Genomic DNA, 21145 nt, shown 5'->3' with positions numbered 1-21145 from the left:
TAAACTGTTAAACGTGAATGGTGCTACGACGAGTGGCGAGCTGCGCGCGCACAACCGGGTCAGGCTGCTGCGCGCCGTGCACGACTGCGGGGCCACCCGCACCCGGTCCCAGCTCACCCGCGACCTGCGGCTGGCCAGGGGCACGGCCTCGGTCCTCGTGGCGGGGCTGGCCGAGGACGAGCTGCTGCACGAGGAGCCGGCGCGTGAGCACGTACGCGGGCGGCCGACGCAGGTGCCCGGGCCGCATCCGTACGGGCCGGTCGCGCTGGCCGTGGACGTGCGCGAGGACGCGTGGGAGCTGGCGGAGTGCGAGCTGGGCGGCCGGGTCACGGTCCTTGAGGTACGCCCGCACGACGGCACCCCGGAAGGCGCGCTCCGCCCGCTGGGCGAGGCCCTGGCCGCCCACCGCGACCGCCTCGGCCACCGGGTCGTCGGCACGGGCGTGGCTCTGGCCGGCCCGGTACGCCACGGCGGCCTCGTGGACATCGCCCACCTGGACTGGCACGGGGTCGACGTCCCCGCCCTGCTGGCGGCCGGCGGCCGGGACGAGGCGGGCCCACCGGCCGGGACGCCGGTGGTGGGGAACGACACCGCGTTCGCGGCGGTGGCGGAGGCGCGGCGGGGGCGGCTGCGGGACGTGCGGGTGGGGCTGCACCTGCATGTGGACTTCGACCTGGGCGGCGTCCTGATGGTGGACGGGCGGCCGGTCGCCGGGGCGGGCGGGGTCGGCGCCGAGTTCGGCCACATGCCGCTGACGGAGAGCCGGCGGCCGTGCGCGTGCGGCGCCCGCGGCTGCTGGGGCGCCGACGTGGGCGCGAACGCCCTGCTGCGGCACGCCGGCCTGGCCCACGGCGGCGGCCGGGGACGCGAGCAGGCCGAGCACGTGCTCGCCGGCGACGCGGCGGCGGTCGAGGCGACCGCGCGCGTGCTGGGCCTGGGCATCGCCGCCCTGGTGAACGCGCACGACCCCGAGGTGGTCACCCTGTCGGGCCACGGCCCCGAGCTGTTCGAGCGGGCGGGGGCGGCGCTCCTGGCGGCCGGTGAGCCGTACCTGATGGCGATCCGCCGGGAGCGGCCGCCGCGCATCGAGGGGTCGGCGCTCGGCTGGCGGGGCGCGCTGCTGGGGGCGATGGAGTCGGTGTTCGACGCGTTCCTGACCGTCGAGGGCCTTGAACTGTGGCGCAAAAACCACCCTGACCAGGCCCGCGACACGCCCGACCGGCAAAGTGTGACGCATTCCACCCCGGACGGGGATAGGCCGCTATAACGCCTCACCCGAGGGCCCCGTAGGCGATCTTGCCAGGCCAGAGAGCCGGAAGCCGGGACGGAGCCGTCCGTAGCCGCCGCACCCGTCCCGTCCGCAGGGCATGCGCCGGTACGTCCTGGACCCCCGCCCCGCACGGGCGAGGCGGCCGTCGAGCTGGGGTTCGACGACGCTCGGCGATCTTGGCCAGACGGTGGACGGCGCGGCGTCCGCCCAGCTCATGACAGGTGACGAGATCGCCGGGCCGACGCCGGCGGGTGACGCGCCCAAGGCGTCGGCGGGCGTCCACGACGGCCGGTGGGAGTGCCCCACACGGAGGCGGGCAGGCGGGCCCGGCGGGTGCCGGATTCGTCCCGTAGAAAGCGGCATGCCGCTCTTTTCGGGCTACGGTGTGACAGAACGCGTGGTCGGCGGCATAGGGGTCAGCGGGGGCACCGTCCTGCCGGGCGTGACGTGTGCGGAGGCCGCCGCATCGATACGGGAGGCACGTTGACAGGGCGCTTTCCGCAACACGAACCGCTGGTATCCGCCATGATTAGCCACTGCACCACGGGTAACAGAACCCGACGTAAAACTCCCCGAGGAGAGAACTGAGATGGCACTTCCCACTCTCACCCCCGAGCAGCGTCAAGCCGCTCTGGCCAAGGCCGCCGAGGCCCGTGCCGCCCGCACGGCCCTGCTGGCGAAGGTCAAGGCGGGCGAGCTGACGTTCGCTCAGCTGCTGGAGCGCGAGGACGACATCGCGAAGAAGATCAAGGTGTCGCAGGCGCTGCGCGCCGTCAAGGGCGTGGGTCCGGCCAAGGCCACCGCGCTGATGGAGGAGGCGGGCGTCGACGAGAAGCGCCGCCTCGGCGGCCTGGGCGCCCAGCAGCGCAAGAAGCTGGTCGACGCGCTCGGCTGAGGCCGGGCGGCCAGGTCCGCGCGCAGCGCCGCGCGGACCGGCCGGCGACCCCTCACAGCCCGGCCATTCACAGCCAGGCAGGGCCCGGCGAGCGGAGCCGCCCCGCTCGACCGGCGGGCGTCCCACGGAACCCCCACCCCCGGCCCGCCCAGAGGGGTCACACCCCCACAGCACGATCCCCCAGGCCCGCAGGCCGGTCACCACCGCCACTCGGCAGAACGCGGGCGGCTCCATGACGGCGGGCCCGCCAGGAGCGCACGCCGGTCAGGAGCGTAGGTAGGTCAGGACGGCGAGGACGCGGCGGTGCTGGTCGGTGTCCTCGGCGTAGAGGCCGAGCTTGTTGAAGATGCTCCTGATGTGCTTCTCCACGGCGCCGTCGCTGATCACGAGCTGCCGTCCGATGGCCGGGTTGGAGCGGCCCTCGGCCATGAGCCCGAGCACCTCGCGCTCGCGCGGCGTGAGCTGGGCCAGCGGATCGTCCTTGCGCCTGCGCACCATCAACTGGGACACCACCTGGGGATCGAAGACCGTGCCGCCCGCGGCCACCCGCCGCAGGCCCTCCAGGAACTCGTCGACGTCCACCACGCGGTCCTTCAGCAGGTAACCCACCGCGCCCCTGGCGTCGGCCAGCAGGTCGTCGGCGTAGGAGACCTCGACGTACTGCGACAGGATCAGCACCGGCGTGCCGGGCACCCGGCGGCGGGCCTCGACGGCGGCCCGCAGCCCCTCATCGGTGAACGACGGCGGCATGCGCACGTCGACCACCGACACGTCGGGCTTGTGCTGCGCCACCGCCTCCACGAGGGCGTCGCCGTCGCCGACGGTCGCCACCACCTCGCAACCGAACTCTTCGAGCAGCCTGACCAGGCCCTCCCTGATCAGCACCGCGTCATCGGCCACGACTACCCGCACGGAACCTCCGCCACGATCACCGTGGGCCCGCCGTCGGGCGACTGGACGGTCAGATCGCCGTCCACGGCGCGCAGCCGGTCGGCCAGCCCGGCGAGCCCATGTCCCTTGGCGACGTGTGCGCCGCCGACCCCATCATCCCCGATCGTCAGCATGAGGACGTCACCGAGGCGGACGAGCTGCACGGTGCAGACGGTCGCGCGGCTGTGCTTGGCCACGTTCGTGAGGGTCTCGGCGCAGACGAAGTAGATGGCGTTCTCGACGGCGGCCTGGTAGCGCTCCACGGTCTGCACGTCGAGGTCGACCGGGACCGTGCACCGGCCGGCCAGCGCGGCCAGCGCGGGCGCGAGGCCGCGGTCGGACAGGATGGGCGGGGCGATGCCGCGCGAGAGCGCGCGCAGCTCGTCGAGGGTCTCGCGGGTCGCGCTGATGGCCGACTTCAGCGTGGCCTGGGCCGCCTCGGGGTCCTTGGCGAGCTGCCGCTGCGCCCTGGACAGCTCCATGGCGAGCGAGACCAGCCGCTGCTGCGGCCCGTCGTGGATGTCGCGCTCCAGCTTGCGCAGCGCGTTGGCCTCGGCGGAGACGGCGGCGGCCCGGCCCTGCGCCAGGTCGTCGATGCGCTCGTGCAGCTCGGCCACGCCGGTCAGCAGCGCCCGCCCGAGCCCGGCGCGCAGGAGCGCGGCGCCGCGGATGACGAGCGGCATCAGCAGCAGGAAGAGCAGGCCGACGAGGAAGTAGAAGATCGCGTTGACGACGTAGCCGTCGCCCAGGCCGAGCAGCTCGGGCAGCTCGACGTTGCCGGGGATGCGCGAGGTGACGATGCCGTAGATCGGCCAGGTGAGGCCGGCGATCGGCACCGCCCAGAACACGACGGTCAGCACGAACGCGAGGATCGCGAACGGCAGGTTGATGATGCCGTGCAGCAGGTCGAGCCAGGACTGCCCGCTCGTCATGGGGTTGACGAGGCGGCGGAAGCGGCCCGCGCCCGGCGGTGCGGGCTTGTAGCGGGGCCGTACGGGCGGCCTGCGCAGCACATCCGACAGCCAGCCCCGCTCCGCGTCCGCGAACCCGCGCGCGATCAGCAGCGTGCCGGCCAGCAGCGGCACCCCGACCCAGATGACCATCGAGCCCAAGCCGGCGGCGAAGCCCGGCAGCATGAGCGCGAAGCCGATCAGGGTCGTCGGGAAGCCGACCAGTGTGTAACGGGTGTCGAGGAGGACACGCCTCGTCAGGGAGCGCATGGTGACCACGGTAGGTCGTGGGGCGGGCCCGGACGAGCGGGTGCGCCGGTGTCCCTTGGTAGGGCTGGCCCTACCCCATGGGGTGGTGGCACGCCGACCTGAGGACTGCTGCCCGCGTCAATGTGCGCGCAGCCGTGCGGCGGGAGCCTTGAGTGCGTTCGCTTCCCCTTGAGATGAGGCTCCCCCATGACCGTCTTGCTGGACCGCCCGGCCGTCGCGGCACCCGCGCCGCCCGCGCCGCCTCCGATCGCGCGCCGTGATCACTTCATCGACCTGTTGCGGGTGGCCGGCATGGCGCTGGTCGTCCTCCAGCACTGGACGATCCCGGTGCTCGACTACGAGGACGGCCGGCTGACGACCGGCAACGCGCTGTCCACGCCGGGCGTGTGGGTGGTGACGTGGCTGAGCCAGGTGATGCCGCTGGTGTTCTTCGCGGGCGGCGCGGCGAACGCGATCGGCTTCACCCGCGCGCGGCGGGCCGGGACCGCGGCGCCGGCGTGGCAGGCGGTGCGGCTGCGGCGGCTGGCCTGGCCGCTGCTGCCGCTGGCGGCGGTGTGGATCCCGCTGCCGCAACTGCTGCTCAGCTTGGGCGTGCCGGCGCAGCCGCTGGAGGTGGGAGCGAGGCTGACCGGGCAGTTGTTGTGGTTCCTCGCGGTGTATCTGCTGGCGGTGGTCGCCACCCCGTACGCGCTGCGGCTGCACGAACGCCACGGGTGGCGCGTGCCGGTCGTGCTGGCGCTCGGTGCGGTGGTGACGGACGTGGCGCGGTTCTCGACCGGGCTCGACGCCGTCGGGTACGTGAACGTGGTGTTCGTCTGGCTGGCCGTGCACCAGCTCGGCTTCTTCTACGCCGAGGGCCGGCTGCGCGGGGCGGGCCTGCTGGCGGCGGGCGGGTTCGGGGCGGCGGCGCTGCTGGTGGCGTACGGGCCGTACCCGGGCAGCATGATCGGCCTGCCCGGCGCGGAGGTGTCGAACATGGCGCCGCCCACGCTCGCCATGCTGGCGGTCGGCTTCGGCCAGATCGGGCTGGCCGTGCTGCTGCGTCCCGCCCTGATGCGGCTGCCGCTGGCCCGCCTGCTGGACTGGGCCGGGCCGCGCGTCATGACGGTGTACCTGTGGCACATGCCGGCCCTGTTCGCGGTGACCGGGGTGGTCGTGGTGCTGCTGGGCGTGGACACGCCGCGGCCCGGCAGCGTGTTGTGGTTCGCCGGGTGGCCGGTCTGGTTCGGGCTGCTGTGCCTGGTCATGTGGCCGCTGCTGAAGGGGTTCGCCCGGTTCGAGGCGCCGCCCGCGCTGCCGTACGGCACGGCCGGGCAGGGCGGCATGCTGGTGGCGTCGGGCCTGGTGGGCGCCGGGGTGCTGACGCTGACGGTGGGCGGGTTCGCGCCCGGCGCGGGGCCGTTCCTGGCGGTGCTGGCGCTGCTCGCCGGCCTGCTGATGACGGCGCCCAGGCTGCGCGCGTGACGAGCGGGAAACACGGATGTCATCCGCCGATCACGACAATGACGGCATGACGACGATTCGCCCTCTTGAGGACAAGGACCTGCCGGCCGTCGCCGGCATCTACGCCCACTACGTGACGGGGACCGCGGTGACGTTCGACGAGACGCCCCCTGATCTCACCGACTGGCGGGCCAAGGCCGCGGCCGTCACGGCGGCGGGGCTGCCGTTCCTGGTGGCCGAGGTGGACGGCGAGGTCGCCGGGTACGCCTACCTCGCCCAATACCGCCCGAAGCCCGCCTACCGCCACACCTTGGAGGACAGCATCTACCTGGCCCCCGAGCACACCGGCAAGGGCCTGGGCGGGCGGCTGCTGGGCGAGCTGATCGGGCGGGCCCGCGAGACGCACGCCAGGCAGCTCGTCGCGGTGATCGCGGACGCGGGCGACCCGGCGTCGGCGCGGCTGCACGAGAAGTTCGGCTTCCGTGCGGCGGGCCGGCTGAGCGGGGTGGGATTCAAGCTGGGCCGCTGGATCGACACCGCGCTCTTCCAGCTGGATCTGCGCGCCATCTGACCCACTTGGGCCCGGGCGGTCCGACCACCCGGCAAACTTCGGCAGGATAGGGGTGTGAGCCTACTCGTTGACCGCCTGCCCGAAGACCTCGACGCCGATCCCGACGCCATCTTCGACGCGTTCGTCGCGTGGAACGCCGAGCGGGGGCTCACCCTCTATCCCGCCCAGGAAGAGGCCCTCATCGAGGTGGTCTCCGGCAACAACCTGATCCTGGCCACGCCGACGGGGTCGGGCAAGTCGCTGGTGGCGGCGGGCGCCCACTTCACGGCGCTGACGCGCGACATGCGCACGTTCTACACCGCGCCGATCAAGGCCCTGGTGTCGGAGAAGTTCTTCGACCTGTGCGCCGTCTTCGGCACCGAGAACGTCGGCATGATGACCGGCGACGCCAGCGTCAACCCGGGCGCGCCGATCATCTGCTGCACGGCCGAGATCCTCGCCAACGTGGCGCTGCGCGACGGCGCCGCGGCCGACATCGGCCAGGTCGTGATGGACGAGTTCCACTTCTACGCCGAGCCCGACCGCGGCTGGGCCTGGCAGGTGCCGCTGCTCGAGCTGCCCGACGTGCAGTTCGTGCTGATGTCGGCGACGCTCGGCGACGTCACGATGTTCAAGGACGACCTGACCCGCCGCACCGGGCGGGAGACCGCGGTGGTCAAGCACGCCGAGCGGCCGGTCCCGCTGGTCTACTCCTACCGCATGACGCCGCTGCACGAGACGCTCGAAGAGATGCTCAGCACCGGCCAGGCGCCCGTCTACGTCGTGCACTTCACGCAGGCCGCGGCGATGGAGCGGGCCCAGGCGCTGATGTCGATCAACATGGCGACCCGCGAGGAGAAGGACGCGATCGCCGCGATGATCGGCGGCTTCCGCTTCACCACCCGCTTCGGCCGGGCGCTGTCGCGGCTGGTGCGCCACGGCATCGGCGTCCACCACGCCGGCATGCTGCCGAAATACCGGCGCCTCGTCGAGCGGCTGGCCCAGGCCGGGCTGCTCAAGGTCATCTGCGGCACCGACACGCTGGGCGTCGGCGTCAACGTGCCGATCCGCACGGTGCTGTTCACCGCCCTGTCCAAGTATGACGGCAACAAGGTGCGCCGGCTGCGGGCCCGCGAGTTCCACCAGATCGCCGGCCGGGCCGGGCGCGCGGGCTTCGACACCATCGGCTACGTCGCCTGCCAGGCCCCCGAGCACGACATCGAGAACGCCAAGGCGCTGGCCAAGATCGGCGACGATCCCAAGCGGCGGCGCGGCTACGCCCGCAAGAAGCCGCCGGAGGGCTTCGTGGGCTGGAGCGAGGAGACGTTCGTCAAGCTCCAGGAGGCCGAGCCCGAGCCGCTCACCTCGCGCTTCAAGGTGAGCAACGCGATGCTGCTCGCGGTCATCAACCGGCCGGGCGACTGCTTCCAGGCGATGAAGCACCTGCTGACCGACAACCACGAAGACCGCAAGTGGCAGCGGCGGCACATCAGCCAGGCCATCGCGATCTACCGGTCGCTGCTGGCGGGCGGCATCGTGCAGCAGTTCCCCGAGCCCGACGAGCAGGGCCGCAGGGCTCGGCTGACGATCGAGCTGCAGGAGGACTTCGCGCTCAACCAGGCGCTGTCCACGTTCGCGCTGGCGGCGTTCGAGCTGCTCGACCGCGAGTCGCCGTCGTACGCGCTCGACATGGTCTCCATCGTCGAGTCCATCCTCGACGACCCGCGGCAGATCCTGTCGGCCCAGCTGAAGAAGGCCAGGGGCGAGGCCGTCGCGCAGATGAAGGCCGACGGCATCGAGTACGAAGAGCGCATGGAGCAGCTGGCCGAGGTCATGTACCCGATGCCGCTCGACGACCTGCTGCTCGGCGCCTACGAGACCTACCGGCGCGGGCACCCGTGGGTGGCCGACTACACGGTCAGCCCGAAGTCGGTGGTGCGCGACATGTACGAGCGGGCGATGACGTTCGCCGAGTACATCCAGTTCTACGAGCTGGCCCGCTCCGAGGGCACGGTGCTGCGCTACCTCGCCGACGCCTACCGCACGTTGTCGCGTACGGTGCCCGAGCACCTCAAGACCGACGACCTGGTCGACCTCATCGAGTGGCTGGGCGAGCTGGTGCGCCAGGTCGACTCCTCGCTGATCGACGAGTGGGAGAAGCTGACCAACCCGGCGGCGGCGCTGGAGGAGCAGCAGCAGCTCGAGGCCAAGGTGCGGCCGGTCACCGGCAACCCGCGGGCCTTCAGGGTGCTGGTGCGCAACGCGATGTTCCGGCTGGTCGAGCTGTGCGCGCTGGAGAAGGAGGAGGAGCTGGAGGAGCTGGCTCCCGACGTCGACTGGGGTGCGGCGCTCGACGCGTACTACGACGAGCACGAGGAGATCCACACCGACGCCGACGCCCGCGGTCCCGCGCTGCTGCGCATCGAGGAGGAGAGCGGGCTGTGGAAGGTGCGCCAGACGATCAAGGACCCGGCCGGCGACGGCGACTGGGGCATCGACGCCCAGGTCGATCTGGCCGCATCCGATGAGGAGGGCCGCGCGGTCCTGCACGTCCAGGGGCTCAACCGGCTGTAGAAGGGCCGGGAGACAAGAACAAGCCGTGTGCCGGAACGGACTGGCAAGGGCGTCCCGGCACCGGCCTGTCACTTTCAGTGTCGGCCGGAAAAGGTCGGGGATGTGTCATGACCGTGTCTCAAGATCGAGACATTCCCCGCATCCGGCGGGCGGCAGTAGTGCGGAGCAGAGGGATAACGCCTGGCAGCGGTGTCCTGATCTGCGCCAAAATAGGGGAAGTGAACGACGAAGAGATCAGGCGTGTCCTCGGGCTGCTCTACCAGGACGACACGTTGCGTACGTTCGCCTCACTCGTGCTGGGGCATCCTGGCGGCCACTCCCCCGAGGCGCTGCGCAAGCTGGCGGCCGGCGGGCTGGCCGCGTGCGACGAGAGCGGCAAGTGGCACGCCACCCCTGAGCGCTTCCGCGAGCTGCTGCGCTCCCGCGCCGAGCCGGCCGCGCAGCTGAGCCAGGAGGAGCGGGTGCTGCGCACGTTCCTGGTGGACGGGCGGCTGACGACCCTGACGATGCGCCGCGACAAGCGGCTCGTCCTGCTGCGCTACATCGCGCGGGTCTTCGAGCCCGGCGTGCGCTACCCCGAGAAGGACGTCGACGTCGCGCTGCGGGCCTTCCACGACGACCACGCGGCGCTGCGCCGCTACCTGGTGGACGAGGGGCTGCTGTCGCGCGAGGGCAACGTGTACTGGCGCAGCGGCGGCCCCGTGGAGATCTGAGGCACCGGTCACGCGGGGTTGAGCGTGGGGCTGCCCGGCTCGATGACGAAGGAGCCGGAGGTGCGGGCCGGGGCGCCCGGCTCGGTGACGCACGGCAGCGAGCGGAAGTCGACCCGCATCTCGCGCTCGGTGATCCGGGTCCGTACGTAGCCACGCCGGCCGTTGCAGAACGTCACGTGCGGGTTCTCCCGGAGCAGATCCGCCGTGTCGGGGTAGACGTCCATGCCGTCGCCCGCGCTCGTCACCGAGGTGGTGACCAGCTCGACGGCCACCGGCTTCGACTCGGGGTCCTGGTGGTCGCGCTTGACCTCGCCGGCCCAGTGCGAGTGCACGTCGCCGGTGAGCACGACCGCGTTGCGCTGGTAGGCGTCGATGGCGGCGGTCAGCCGGTCGCGGGAGGCGACGTAGCCGTCCCAGCCCTCGTTGGAGTAGCCCCTGCCCTCGCCGTTCGTCCAGTCCATCTCCATCAGGAAGACCTGCTGGCCGAGCAGGTCCCAGGTGGCGCGGGAGTTCCTGAGCCGCTCGTCGATCCAGGTCTCCTGCTCCTGGCCGAGGATGGTGCGGCTGGGCTCGAATCGCTGCACGCAGCCGGGGCCGACGGTGCCGCTCCCGCCGGTGCAGGCGTACGGGTCGCGGTACTGGCGGGTGTCGAGCAGGTGCAGGTTGGCGACCCGGCCCCAGCGGATGCTGCGGTGGAGCCGCAGCGCCGCCCCGTGCGGCTTCTGGGCGCGGCGCAGCGGCATGTTCTCGTAGTACGCCTGGAAGGCGGCGGCCCGGCGGGCGAGGGAAGGCCGGTCCCCGGCCCAGGCGTTCTCGACGTCGTGGTCGTCCCACACCACCGCCCAGGGGGCGACGGCGTGGGCGAGCCGCAGATCGGGGTCGGCCTTGTGCTGGGCGTGCCGCAGCCGGTAGCCGGCCAGGTCGAGGCACTCGCCGCCGGCCTGGTCGCGTACGGGGTGGTCGTAGGCGCCGTACTCGTAGATGTAGTCGCCGAGGAAGGCGATCAGGTCGGGCTGGTCCTCGGCCATCCTGCGGTAGGCGGTGAACCAGCCCGTCTGGTAGTCGGCGCAGGACGTGAACGACAGGTTCAGCGCCCTCGACCGGGTGCCGGGCGCGGGCGCGGTGAGGGTGCGGCCGGCGGGGCTCAGCTCGGCGCCCGCCTTGAACCGGTAGAAGTACTCGGCGCCGGGTTCGAGCCCTTCGAGCTCGACGTGCACGCTGTGGGCGGACTCGGGGCGGGCGGTCGCGGTGCCGCGCCTGACGACGGTGCGGAAGTTCTCGTCCGCGGCGAGCTGCCACTGGACCGGCACCGGCCGGTCCGGCATGCCGCCGCGGCCGTCGAGCGCGACCGGGTTCACGGCCAGGCGGGTCCACAGCACGACCCCGTCAGGGGTGGGCTCGCCGGAGGCGACGCCGAGCTGGAAGAGGTCGGAGAGAGGGGCGCGCCGGGCTGCGGCACGCGCGGGGGTGATCCCCAGCGCGGCGGACATGCCCAGGCCGACGCCCCCGGCGAGAAGAGCACGCCGGGTGATCAATGGGGGTCCTTACTCGACGGTGGCGTTGCCTGCGGCGACAGCCTGGCCGGGCCCCTGGTGCGGAAAGAGTTCTCCGAGGTACGGCTCGCTGAAGAGCTGATGAAGCTTTGCCCCGAAGCGCGGACGTGACCGGCGGGGCAAGGACGAGCGGCCCTTCACCGGTGCATCCCCACCAGGTGGACGCGACGGCCCTGCTCCACCTGCTCGACGCGCGCAGGCCACCGGCCCTCACTGAGCGCCGGCCCCACGGGGGGCGTCAGCCGCCGGAGATGTCGGACTCGGCGTCGGCACCGGGGATCGGGCAGTCCCACGGGTCGTCCAGCCAGCCGTCGGGCAGCAGCACCTTCGACCGTTCCCCCGACTTGCCGCGCGGCGTGTCGGTGTTGAGCGGCCACGGCTGGTCGCGCTCCAGCTTGGCCAGCCCGGCGCGCAGCCCGTCGAGCGACTCGGCCGTGGCCAGCTCGCGCCGCAGCTCGCTGCCGACCGTGAACCCCTTGAGATACCAGCCGACGTGCTTGCGGAAGTCGGCCACGGCGTAGCGCTCGATGTCGAAGCACTCCGTCAGGCCCTCGGCGTGCCGCTCCATGACGTCGGCGACCTCGCCCAGCGTCGGGGTGGCCCGCTCGGGGCTGCCGTTGAAGGCGTTGTCGAGGTCGCGGAACAACCAGGGCCGCCCCAGGCAGCCGCGCCCCACCACGACGCCGTCGCAGCCGGTGCGGGCCACCATTTTGAGCGCGTCGTCGGCGCACCAGATGTCGCCGTTGCCCAGCACGGGGATCTCCGGCACCGCCTCCTTCAGCCGGGCGATGGCCTCCCAGTCGGCGACGCCGCCGTAGTGCTGCCGGGCCGTGCGGGCGTGCAGCGCGATGGCCGCCACCCCCTCCTCGGCGGCGATCCGGCCGGCGTCGAGGTAGGTGAGGTGGTCGTCGTCGATGCCCTTGCGCATCTTCATCGTCACGGGCAGCGACCCGGCGTTCGCGACCGCCTCGCGCAGGATGCGCCGCAGCAGATTCCGCTTGTACGGCAGCGCCGACCCGCCGCCCCGCCGCGTCACCTTGGGCACCGGGCAGCCGAAGTTGAGATCGACGTGGTCGGCGAGGTCCTCCTCGGCGATCATCCGGACCGCCCGCCCGACGACGGCCGGATCGACGCCGTAGAGCTGGATGCTCCTGGGCCGCTCCGACGCGGCGAACCTGATCATCCGCAACGTCTTCGGATTGCGCTCGACCAGCGCCCGCGTGGTGATCATCTCGCACACGAACAGCCCCGCGCCCTGCTCGCGGCAGAGCACGCGGAACGGCGCGTTCGTGATGCCCGCCATCGGCGCCAGCACCACCGGGGGCCACACCCCGATCGGCCCAATCTTCACCCCGTCAGTTGTAGCGCAGGTCAGGCCGTAACCGGTATTCCGCCGATAGTCTGTGATCGGCATCTTCGGTTGAGGGGGATGGATGCTTCTTCGCGTACGCCTCACGCTGCCCGACAGGCCGGGCTCGCTGGCGCAGGTGACCAGGGCCCTGGGTGCGTCGGGGGCCGACATCACCCAGGTGACCGTGCTCGAACGAGGCGACGGCCGGGCGGTCGACGACATCACGGTCTACTGCCCCGACGCCACCTCCAGGCAGGAGCTGGTCAAGAGCCTCGAAAGCCTCGAAGGCGTGGCGGTCGACGGCGTCTGGCCCACCCGCGAGGCGCCGGGCACGTACCCGGAGCTGGAGATACTCAAATACATCACCACGGCCGGCGACCGGGCGCTGACCACGCTCATCGACTCGCTGCCCGTGCTGTTCAGCGCCGACTGGGCGGCCACCGCCGCCGAGGGCCGCATCGTGTACGCGAGCTGGCGCGCGCCCGAGGACTTCACCGTCCCCGCCGAGACGCCCGCCCGGCCGACGGCGCTGACCGTCGAGGGCGGCCTGCACCTGATCCACGCGCCGCTGCCGCCGCTGGCGCTCTCCCTCATCCTCGGCCGCAGCGAGGGTCCCGCCTTCCACCGCATCGAGGTACACCGCCTCACGAGGATCCTCGAGATCTTCCTGAGCCTCCCCGCGACCGAGCGAAGTGTGGCCCGCCAGCTCCGCAAGTAAGCATCCGGTCCGGAAACGCGCTATTGTTAACCACGCAACAGCGCGGAAGTGGCTCAGTGGTAGAGCATCACCTTGCCAAGGTGAGGGTCGCGGGTTCGAATCCCGTCTTCCGCTCGGAGAGGGGTTTGACTCGGTGGCGTGGCCGAGAGGCGAGGCAGCGGCCTGCAAAGCCGTCCACACGGGTTCAAATCCCGTCGCCACCTCCAAGGACGATTAGCTCAGCGGGAGAGCGCTTCCCTGACACGGAAGAGGTCACTGGTTCAATCCCAGTATCGTCCACCACCTCTCAGAAAACCCCCGGCCGCTCGGCGGCCGGGGGTTTTCTCGTGGGAGGGGCGCGTCCGCCGCGTGATCTCTCCCGCGGCCGCGGGAGGGGGATTCCCGCCGCGTGGGATCCTGCGGCGGTGGGGAGGGGTCGCCCGAGCCCACCGCATGGGGGTCTCCCCGGCGTCACTGGCCAGCGAGGCCGGTGTGGGCCACGCCGCGGATGATCTGGCGCTGGAAGAGCACGAAGACGATCAGCAGCGGCAGCCCGGCCAGCACCACCGAGGCCATGATCTGCGCGTACCGCAGGCCGAAGGTGCCCTGCACGACGTTCGCCAGGCCCACCGGGAGCGTCATCGTGTTCGGGTCGGTGGAGACGAGGAACGGCCACAGGAAGTTGTTCCAGGTGCTGATGAACGTGAAGATCGACACCGCCGCCAGCACCGGCCGCGACAGCGGCAGCACGATGGTGAAGAACACCCGCCACCGCCCCGCCCCGTCCACGAACGCGGCCTGCTCCAGTTCCTCCGGCACGTCCTGGAAGAACTTCACCAGGATGTAGACGATCAGCGGCGCCGCCACCTGCGGCAGGATGATCGCCCACCAGGTGTCCACCAGGCCGAAGGCGACCATCTCGGCGAACAGCGGCGCGATCAGCACCTGCGGCGGCACCATGATGCCCGCCAGGATGAGCCCCAGCAGCGCCCGCCGCCCCTTGAACCGCGTGCGCGCGAACCCGTACGCCGCCATCGCCGAGAACAGCACGGTCAGGAACGTCACCGCCACCGCCGTGACCGTCGAGTTGACCGCCCACTTGACGATCCCGCCGGTGCCGAGGACCAGCTCGTACGACTCCAGCGTGAGCGTGCTGCCGAACCACTCCAGCGGCAGCTTCGTGGTCTCCGACTCCGGCTTGAGCGACGTGGCCACCGCCCACGCGATCGGGGCGAGCCACAGCACCGCCAGCACCAGCGCGGCCACCAGCAGGACGAACTGGCTGAAGCTGAACCGCTTGGTCACGACGCGACCTCCTCGCGCTTGCGGAACAGCCGGAGCTGCGCCAGGGAGACGATGACGATGAGGGCGAACAGGATGTACGACACGGCCGAGGCGTAACCGGTGCGGTAGCCGGTGAAGCCGATGTCGTAGGCGTACTCGATGATCGAGCGGGTGGCGTCCTCAGGGCCGCCGCCGGTCATCAGGTAGATCTGGTCGAACACCTTCAGCGAGGCCACGAGCTGCAGCACCACGATGAGCGCGGTGGTGCGGCGGAGCATCGGCAGGGTGATCGAGCGCAGCTTGTCCCAGGCGTTGGCGCCGTCGATGGCGGCGGCCTCGTACAGGTGCTGGGGGATGGACTGCAGGGCGGCGAGATAGAGCAGGAAGTTGAAGCCGACCGTCCACCACACGGTGGTCAGCACCACCGACCACATGGCCAGCGACGGGTCGCCCAGCCACACGATGTCGGTGCCGAGCGTGCCGTTGATCAGGCCGTACTCGGGCGGGTAGATCATCTGCAGCCACAGGATCGACACCACGGCCGACGGCAGCAGGAACGGCCCGAAGAACGACAGCCGCCACAGCCACTGCATGAACCGCAGGTGGTGCACCAGCAGCGCGAGCACCAGGCCGAGCAGGACCAGCGGGATCGTGCTGAGCACGGTGAAGACGAGCGTGTTCCACAGCGAGCGCCACATGCGCGGGTCGGAGAACGCCTCGGCGTAGTTGCCGAAGCCGATGAAGTGGTCGTTGCCGCCCGCGACGTTGACGCTGGAGAAGCTCATCTGGAAGCCGAGCAGCGTCGGCCAGACCAGGAAGACCACGTAGATCAGCAGGAACGGGGCCACGAACAGCAGGCCGTGCTCCGTCCAGCCGCGTCGGACCTTCGACTTCACGGCCGCGACGGCGGGCGCGGTGGGCGCGACGGTGGCGGTCATGAGCGCTCCTCGGCGTCCTCGGCGGGGAAGGGGTTCGGGGCCGACAGCAGCCGGTTCAGCGACGCCTTGGCGGCGGCCAGGCCCTGCTCGGGGCTGCGCTCGCCGCTGATGACGGGCGAGAACGCCTCGCCGAACTCGATCCACAGGCGCGAGGCCGAGCCGGCGAACCACGCCTGCGGGTCCAGCGCGACCTCCGTGATGACCGAGCGGTACTCCGACTGCGGGTCCAGCGCCAGGTAGTCGGGCTCCTCCAGTGCCGGCAGGTACGCGGGCACGTGCCCGGCGACCGCCCAGTCGGCGCTGTTCTTCACCAGGTAGGCGATGAAGCGGTAGGTGGCCCGCTCGATCTCGGGGTCCCTGCTGCGCTGGTGGGGCAGGACGAACGCGTGGCAGTCGGCCTGCGCCGCGCCGCTACCGAAGACGCTGGGGAAGCGGGTCATGCTGAACGGCGTCCCGCGCTCCTTCAGCCCGGTGGTCTCCCAGTCGCCGTTCCACAGGAACGCCGCCTCGCCGTTGGTGAACTTGGCGACGGAGGCGCCGTAGTCCGTACGCGGGTCGCACAGCCCTTCCTGCCCGAGCCGCTGCATCAGCCGCAGCGCGTCCAGCGCCTTGGCGTCGTCGATGGCGATCGCCGTGTTGTCGGGCGTCAGCAGCGCACCGCCGCTCTGCGCGTAGAGCGAATACCACACCCGCCACGGGCCGACCGTGCCGAGGCCGAGCGCGTCCATGGTGAGCGGCGGCTTGCCGCCCATGGCCTCCTTGGCCTTGGTCAGCATGGCGATCAGCTCGTCCACGCCCGTGGTGGGCCGCAGCTTGCCGTCCGCGCCGAGCAGCCCGGCCTTCTCGCAGATGTCGGTGTTGTAGTACTGCACCATCGGGTGGGCGTCGAACGGGATGGCGTACAGGACGCCGTCGAGGTGGGCGCGTTCCCAGATGGGCGGGCTGAAGTCGGCGGCCTTCAGGCCGGCCTCCTCCAGCAGTTTCGTGTCGATGGGGTCGAGGATGCGCCCGGCGCCGATGCCGGCCAGCCGGGCGAGGTGGAACGTGGCGAGGTCGGGCGAACGTCCGCCGGCGCCGGCCATGGCGATCTTCGTGTAGTAGGGCTCGCCCCACTGAAGCACGTTCTCCTCGACGAAGACGTCGGGATTCTCCTTGCTGAACGCGTTGACCATCCCGTTCATCGTGATGCCGTCGCTGGCGCCGAGGAAGTGCCAGTACCTGATGCGGGTCTGGGACGAGCCGAACCCCACGGGGATCGCGCATCCCGACGCGGCGGCGGCGATCAGGGCGAGGCCGCCGCCTAGGAGGTGCCGGCGGTTGATGTGAGGGGGACCGTGCACTGGATGGCCTCTTCCTTACACCGAGCTGTGGTCCTGGAAAGGGCGGGTGAGGGCAGCAGAGAGGGCCTCCCGTCGGAGGCGGACAGGCGGCACGTCCGGGTCGCGGCGGCCGCCGTGCGCACCCCGGGTGTTTCGCCGGGGTTACCCGAGTGTTAGCGGTAACAAGCGGCCTGTCAAGGGCCCTCAGGTAACCGCTTACCAGCTCTTGACCTGGCCTGTGATAGCGCTAACAATCGGGAACCACGTAACGCTGCGGAAACCCAGGGAGTCTCCTCCGTGCATCACGCCAGCCTCACCCTCGACCCGGCCTTCAAGGTCGCCCCCGTGCGCCGCCGCACGTTCGGCACGTTCGTGGAGCACCTCGGGCGGTGCGTCTACACCGGCATCTACGAGCCCGGGCACCCGCTGGCCGACGACGACGGCTTTCGCCGCGACGTCCTGGAGCTGACCAGGGAGCTGGGCGTGTCCACCGTCCGCTACCCCGGCGGCAACTTCGTCTCCGGCTACCGCTGGGAGGACGGCATCGGCCCCAAGGACCGGCGGCCCCGCCGGCTCGACCTGGCCTGGCGCAGCACGGAGACCAACGAGGTGGGCGTGGACGAGTTCGTCCTGTGGTGCCGTAAGGCGGGGGTGGAGCCCATGATGGCGCTCAACCTCGGCACGCGGGGCATCGCCGAGGCGCTCGACCTGCTCGAATACTGCAACCACCCGTCCGGCACCGCACTGTCGGACCTGCGGGTGAGCCACGGCGCCAAGGAGCCGCACGGCATCAGGATGTGGTGCCTGGGCAACGAGCTCGACGGGCCCTGGCAGACCGGCCACAAGACGGCCCGCGAGTACGGCCGGCTGGCCGCCGAGACCGCCCGCGCGATGCGCATGGTGGACCCGCGGCTCGAGCTGGTGGCGTGCGGCAGCTCCAGCTCCAGCATGCCGACGTTCGGCGCGTGGGAGGCGGAGGTGCTGGAGGAGGCGTACGAGCTGGTCGACTACATCTCCTGCCACGCCTACTACGAGGAGCACGACGGCGACCTCGGCAGCTTTCTGGCCAGCGACACCGACATGCAGTACTTCATCTCCTCGGTGGTGGCCACCGCCGACCACGTCGGGGCGCGGCTGAAGTCGCGCAAGCGGATCGACCTCTCCTTCGACGAGTGGAACGTGTGGTACCAGTCGCGCTTCAGGGACGCCGGCACCCCCGACGACTGGCCGGTCGCGCCGCCGCTGCTGGAGGACCACTACCACCTGGCCGACGCGGTGACGTTCGGCGGGCTGCTGATCACGTTGCTGCGCAACAGCGACCGGGTGACCGCCGCCTCGCTGGCCCAGCTCGTCAACGTGATCGCGCCCATCATGACCGAGCCGGGCGGGCGGTCCTGGCGGCAGACCACGTTCCACCCGTTCGCGCAGGCCTCCCGGTACGCGGCCGGCGACGTGCTGCGGGTGGAGCCGGTGTCGCCGCTGTACGAGACGGCGGCGTACGGAGAGGTGCCGCTGGTGCACGCGGTGGCCACGCACGACGCGGACGGCACGACGCTGTTCGCCGTCAACCGCTCGGTGGACGGGCCGCTGTCGCTGGAGATCGACGCGCGGGCGCTGGGCGCGGTGCGGGTCGTCGAGGCGACCACGCTGACCGACCCCGACGTCTACGCCCGCAACACCGCCGACGAGCCGGACCGGATCACGCCCAGGCCGAACCGGGACGTCGAGCAGGATCCGCTGCGCGTGCTGCTGCCCCCGGTCTCCTGGAACGTGATCCGCCTGGCCCCCTGAGCGCCCGCCTGCTCAAGCGGGAAGAGCGCCGTGGCGGACCCGTGGCGGACCCGAGCCGGCCCAGGCGGGCTCGGGCGGGCTCGGGCAGGTTCAGGCGGGTGCGGTGCTGTCGCGGACCACCAGCTCGGGCTCGATCAGGCGGCGGCTCTCGGGCTCGGCCCCGGCCATGCGGTCGAGCAGCATGTGGAAGGCGTGCCTGCCGACCTCACGGAAGTCCTGCCGCACGGTGGTCAGCGGCGGCCAGAAGTAGGCGGACTCGGGGATGTCGTCGAAGCCGGCCACGCTGACGTCCTCAGGCACCCGCCTGCCCGCCTCGCGCAGCGCCCGCAGCACGCCGAGCGCCATCTGGTCGTTGGCCACGAACACGGCCGTGACCTCGGGCTCCTCGGCCAGCCGGCGGCCGAGCTGATAGCCGGACCTGGCGCTCCAGTCGCCCCGCAGCACGTCGGGCGCCGGCCGCCCGGCCGCCTCCAGCACGCCGCGCCAGCCGTCGATGCGGCCGTTGGCGTCGAGCCAGTCGGCCGGGCCCGCGACGTGCCACACCGTGCGGTGGCCGAGGTCGAGCAGGTGGCGGGTGACGCGGGCGGCGCCGGCGACCTGGTCGACCTTCGCCACCGGGACGGGGATGTCGTCGGCGGCGTCGACCGCGACGACCGGCATCTCGGGCGGCAGGTGGCGCAGCCCGTCGGCGGCCGACTCGTGGGGCGCCACGATGATCACGCCGTCGACCGCCTGGGAGCGCAGCCGCTGCACGCCCTCCTCCATGGAGGTGCGGTTGAGCGAGCTGAGGCTGGCGATGGAGACGTTGTAGCCGGCGTGGCGGGCGGCCTGCTCGATGCAGTAGAGCGTGGTGGCAGGGCCGTAGAGCGTGGTGTCGATGCTGACCACGCCGAGCACGCCTGAGCGTCCTGTGACGAGCTGGCGGGCCGCCTGGTTGGGGCGGTAGTCGAGCTCGCGTACGGCGGCCAGGACGCGGGCCCTGGTCTCGGCGCGTACGCGGTCGGGTGTGTTGAGCACCCGTGAGACGGTCATGGTGGAGACACCGGCGAGCACGGCCACGTCCATGAGCACCGCAGGCCGGCCGGGTTTGGATTTCACCACGGCTCACCCCCCTTAGCGGTAACGCTAACAGGCGGAACGCCGAACGCGCGATCGTCGCCCCCGCGTCACGAGGGGGTCCTACCCCGCTCCGCCGGGCGTTCTCAGCTAACTACCAGGAACGGAGAGTAACCTGCGTCGGCATGGATGCGCCGAGGAGGACGAACAATGTGCTGGTCACGGCCCTGAGGCGCGGTGCGCGACGCCGCGGCGAGAGCTCCGGCCCTGTCTGCGGCCCTGTCTCCGGCCGGGGGTGCTGCAGGTGAGGATCCGCTACCTCATGCTGCACGCGTACGGCATGGGCGGCACGGTCAAGACCGTGATCAGCCAGGCGAACGCGATGGCCGCCGCCGGGCACGACGTGGAGCTGGTCAGCCTCGTACGCCGCCGCGAGCGGCCGCACTTCGCCGTCGATCCGCGGATCACCGTCACCACGCTGGTGGACCAGCGCGGCGGCCGGGTGCCGGACTCGCTGGCCCGGCGGGCCTGGCGGCAGGTGCGCGGGAAGGTGGTGCCGCGCGGCGAGTTCGCGGCCGGCTACTTCACCGAGCGGGTGGAGTGGGCGGCGATGGAGTACTGCGCGGGGCTGCGCGACGGCATCCTCGTCACCAGCCGGCCCGCGCTCAGCCTGATCGCCGCCCGCCGTGCCCGCAAGCCGGTGATCAAGGTCGCCCAGGAGCACATGAACCTGTCGGCCTACCCTGAGACGATCCGCAGGGAGATCGCCCGCCACTACGCCGCCTTCGACGCGATCACCGTGCTGACCAAGGCGAACCTGCGGGACTTCCGGCGCCTGCTGCCGACCACCCCGGTCGTGCGGATCCCCAACGCCGTGCCGGCCGCGAAGCGTGAGCGGTCGCGCCAGAGCGCGCCGGTCGTGGTGGCGTCCGGGCGGCTGGTACCGCAGAAGGGGTTCGACCTGCTGATCAAGGCGTTCGCGCAGGTGGTGGCCGAGCATCAGGAGTGGCGGCTGCGGATCTTCGGCACCGGGCCGCGCCAGGGCGAGCTGGCGGGCCTGGTCGAGCAGCACGGGCTGGCCGAGCACGTGTCGCTGGCGGGGCGTACCGGGCGGATGGACAAGGAGCTGGCCGGCGCCTCTGTCTACGCGGTCAGCTCCCGGTACGAGGGGCTGCCGATGACGATGATCGAGGCGATGGCGCACGGGCTGCCCGTCGCGGCCTTCGACTGCCCCACCGGGCCGGGCGACGTGCTGACCGACGGGGTGGACGGCCTGCTGGTGCCGCCGGAGGACGTGGACGCGCTGGCCGAGGCGCTGCGCCGGCTGATCGCCGATCGGGAGCTGCGGGTGAGCATGGGGAAGGCGGCCCGGCGGACCGCGCGGGCGTACGCGGCCGAGCACGTGATGCCGGTGTGGGAGGACCTGTTCGCGGAGCTGGCGGCGGGCGAGCGAATCGGTGACACCTTCTGGCCGGCCCACTGACCCCGACCGGCTGACCCCCTGACCGGCCACTGACCCCGACCGACTGACCGCCTGGCTGGCCGACCGGTTCTGGCTCCC

The 21145-nt window shown here is 71.8% G+C and carries 17 protein-coding genes and 3 tRNA genes; 12 read left to right on the top strand and 8 right to left on the bottom strand.

The genetic code is table 11. The annotated features are described in order from the left end of the window. The first annotated feature begins 13 nt into the window (after positions 1 to 13). Together AB0K18_RS31265 and mihF are read left to right on the top strand one after the other, a co-directional pair. On the top strand, positions 14 to 1267 hold the full coding sequence (locus tag AB0K18_RS31265) for an ROK family protein (RefSeq protein ID WP_364921365.1): 1254 nt from the start codon (positions 14 to 16) through the stop codon (positions 1265 to 1267). Between the two features lie 592 nt (positions 1268 to 1859). Then, positions 1860 to 2165, top strand: a complete 306-nt coding sequence (gene mihF / locus AB0K18_RS31260) for an integration host factor, actinobacterial type (RefSeq protein ID WP_132340195.1) — start codon at positions 1860 to 1862, stop codon at positions 2163 to 2165. A 264-nt stretch (positions 2166 to 2429) separates the two neighbouring features. On the opposite strand, the gene AB0K18_RS31255 is transcribed toward mihF, so the two are convergent. Both AB0K18_RS31255 and AB0K18_RS31250 read right to left on the bottom strand, forming a co-directional pair. Then, positions 2430 to 3077 (bottom strand): response regulator transcription factor, encoded by a 648-nt coding sequence (locus tag AB0K18_RS31255; RefSeq protein ID WP_364921363.1) that lies wholly within the window; start codon positions 3075 to 3077, stop codon positions 2430 to 2432. Then, on the bottom strand, positions 3068 to 4315 hold the full coding sequence (locus tag AB0K18_RS31250; RefSeq protein ID WP_364921360.1) for a sensor domain-containing protein: 1248 nt from the start codon (positions 4313 to 4315) through the stop codon (positions 3068 to 3070). Before AB0K18_RS31250 ends, AB0K18_RS31255 begins: the two co-directional genes overlap by 10 nt. A gap of 186 nt (positions 4316 to 4501) precedes the next feature. Between AB0K18_RS31250 and AB0K18_RS31245 the strand changes: the two genes are divergently transcribed. The 4 genes from AB0K18_RS31245 (at position 4502) to AB0K18_RS31230 (ending at position 9595) form a co-directional block, all read left to right on the top strand. Further along, positions 4502 to 5779, top strand: a complete 1278-nt coding sequence (locus tag AB0K18_RS31245) for an acyltransferase (protein ID WP_364921357.1) — start codon at positions 4502 to 4504, stop codon at positions 5777 to 5779. A gap of 46 nt (positions 5780 to 5825) precedes the next feature. Continuing rightward, entirely contained in the window at positions 5826 to 6329 is a 504-nt protein-coding gene (locus AB0K18_RS31240; protein WP_364921354.1) for an N-acetyltransferase family protein, read from the top strand. A gap of 54 nt (positions 6330 to 6383) precedes the next feature. Further along, positions 6384 to 8882: a DUF3516 domain-containing protein gene (locus AB0K18_RS31235; RefSeq protein WP_364921351.1), complete on the top strand. Its 2499-nt coding sequence runs from the start codon at positions 6384 to 6386 to the stop codon at positions 8880 to 8882. 218 nt (positions 8883 to 9100) lie between these two features. Continuing rightward, a complete protein-coding gene (locus AB0K18_RS31230; RefSeq protein ID WP_364921349.1) occupies positions 9101 to 9595 on the top strand; it encodes a DUF2087 domain-containing protein in 495 nt (164 codons plus the stop codon). An 8-nt stretch (positions 9596 to 9603) separates the two neighbouring features. Here AB0K18_RS31230 and AB0K18_RS31225 read toward each other — a convergent pair whose 3' ends face one another. Further along, positions 9604 to 11130, bottom strand: coding sequence for an alkaline phosphatase D family protein (locus AB0K18_RS31225; RefSeq protein ID WP_364921346.1), 1527 nt, complete (start codon positions 11128 to 11130; stop codon positions 9604 to 9606). A gap of 256 nt (positions 11131 to 11386) precedes the next feature. After that, entirely contained in the window at positions 11387 to 12499 is a 1113-nt protein-coding gene (gene dusB, locus AB0K18_RS31220) for a tRNA dihydrouridine synthase DusB (RefSeq protein ID WP_364921344.1), read from the bottom strand. A gap of 82 nt (positions 12500 to 12581) precedes the next feature. On the opposite strand from dusB, the gene AB0K18_RS31215 reads away from it, so the two are divergent. The 4 genes from AB0K18_RS31215 (at position 12582) to AB0K18_RS31200 (ending at position 13499) form a co-directional block, all read left to right on the top strand. Further along, on the top strand, positions 12582 to 13217 hold the full coding sequence (locus AB0K18_RS31215; protein WP_364921341.1) for an ACT domain-containing protein: 636 nt from the start codon (positions 12582 to 12584) through the stop codon (positions 13215 to 13217). Between the two features lie 42 nt (positions 13218 to 13259). Further along, a tRNA-Gly gene (locus tag AB0K18_RS31210) sits at positions 13260 to 13331 on the top strand. A gap of 18 nt (positions 13332 to 13349) precedes the next feature. Beyond that, positions 13350 to 13423: transfer RNA gene (locus AB0K18_RS31205), tRNA-Cys, on the top strand. Position 13424: 1 nt separating this feature from the next. Beyond that, positions 13425 to 13499: transfer RNA gene (locus tag AB0K18_RS31200), tRNA-Val, on the top strand. A 168-nt stretch (positions 13500 to 13667) separates the two neighbouring features. Here the strand turns inward: AB0K18_RS31200 and AB0K18_RS31195 are convergent. From AB0K18_RS31195 to AB0K18_RS31185, 3 genes are read right to left on the bottom strand one after another with little or no spacing between them, the layout of a single operon-like run. Next, positions 13668 to 14501 (bottom strand): carbohydrate ABC transporter permease, encoded by an 834-nt coding sequence (locus tag AB0K18_RS31195; RefSeq protein WP_364556110.1) that lies wholly within the window; start codon positions 14499 to 14501, stop codon positions 13668 to 13670. Beyond that, positions 14498 to 15418, bottom strand: a complete 921-nt coding sequence (locus AB0K18_RS31190) for a sugar ABC transporter permease (protein WP_364921338.1) — start codon at positions 15416 to 15418, stop codon at positions 14498 to 14500. The genes AB0K18_RS31195 and AB0K18_RS31190 overlap by 4 nt, the downstream gene beginning before the upstream one ends. Next, positions 15415 to 16758, bottom strand: a complete 1344-nt coding sequence (locus tag AB0K18_RS31185; protein ID WP_364921335.1) for an extracellular solute-binding protein — start codon at positions 16756 to 16758, stop codon at positions 15415 to 15417. Before AB0K18_RS31185 ends, AB0K18_RS31190 begins: the two co-directional genes overlap by 4 nt. 276 nt (positions 16759 to 17034) lie before the next feature. On the opposite strand from AB0K18_RS31185, the gene AB0K18_RS31180 reads away from it, so the two are divergent. Continuing rightward, positions 17035 to 18528 (top strand): alpha-N-arabinofuranosidase, encoded by a 1494-nt coding sequence (locus tag AB0K18_RS31180; protein WP_364921332.1) that lies wholly within the window; start codon positions 17035 to 17037, stop codon positions 18526 to 18528. A gap of 90 nt (positions 18529 to 18618) precedes the next feature. Here the strand turns inward: AB0K18_RS31180 and AB0K18_RS31175 are convergent, their stop codons facing one another. Continuing rightward, positions 18619 to 19629 (bottom strand): LacI family DNA-binding transcriptional regulator, encoded by a 1011-nt coding sequence (locus AB0K18_RS31175; protein ID WP_364921329.1) that lies wholly within the window; start codon positions 19627 to 19629, stop codon positions 18619 to 18621. A gap of 259 nt (positions 19630 to 19888) precedes the next feature. Between AB0K18_RS31175 and AB0K18_RS31170 the strand changes: the two genes are divergently transcribed. Next, the gene (locus tag AB0K18_RS31170; RefSeq protein WP_364921326.1) at positions 19889 to 21067 is read left to right on the top strand and encodes a glycosyltransferase family 4 protein; all 1179 of its coding nucleotides are present in this window, start codon (positions 19889 to 19891) and stop codon (positions 21065 to 21067) included. Positions 21068 to 21145: the final 78 nt, after the last annotated feature.

It is taken from the genome of Nonomuraea sp. NPDC049421 (assembly GCF_040677005.1).
In the GTDB taxonomy this organism is placed as follows: domain Bacteria; phylum Actinomycetota; class Actinomycetes; order Streptosporangiales; family Streptosporangiaceae; genus Nonomuraea; species Nonomuraea salmonea.
This window is presented reverse-complemented; position numbering and strand designations above follow the sequence as displayed.

Bases quoted from the DNA above. Each gene is read 5' to 3' on its own strand.
- mihF (WP_132340195.1), top strand. From the start codon at position 1,860: ATGGCACTTCCCACTCTCACCCCCGAGCAGCGTCAAGCCGCTCTGGCC.
- AB0K18_RS31240 (WP_364921354.1), top strand. From the start codon at position 5,826: ATGACGACGATTCGCCCTCTTGAGGACAAGGACCTGCCGGCCGTCGCC.
- AB0K18_RS31215 (WP_364921341.1), top strand. From the start codon at position 12,582: ATGCTTCTTCGCGTACGCCTCACGCTGCCCGACAGGCCGGGCTCGCTG.
- AB0K18_RS31250 (WP_364921360.1), bottom strand. From the start codon at position 4,315: ATGCGCTCCCTGACGAGGCGTGTCCTCCTCGACACCCGTTACACACTG.
- AB0K18_RS31245 (WP_364921357.1), top strand. From the start codon at position 4,502: ATGACCGTCTTGCTGGACCGCCCGGCCGTCGCGGCACCCGCGCCGCCC.
- AB0K18_RS31190 (WP_364921338.1), bottom strand. From the start codon at position 15,418: ATGACCGCCACCGTCGCGCCCACCGCGCCCGCCGTCGCGGCCGTGAAG.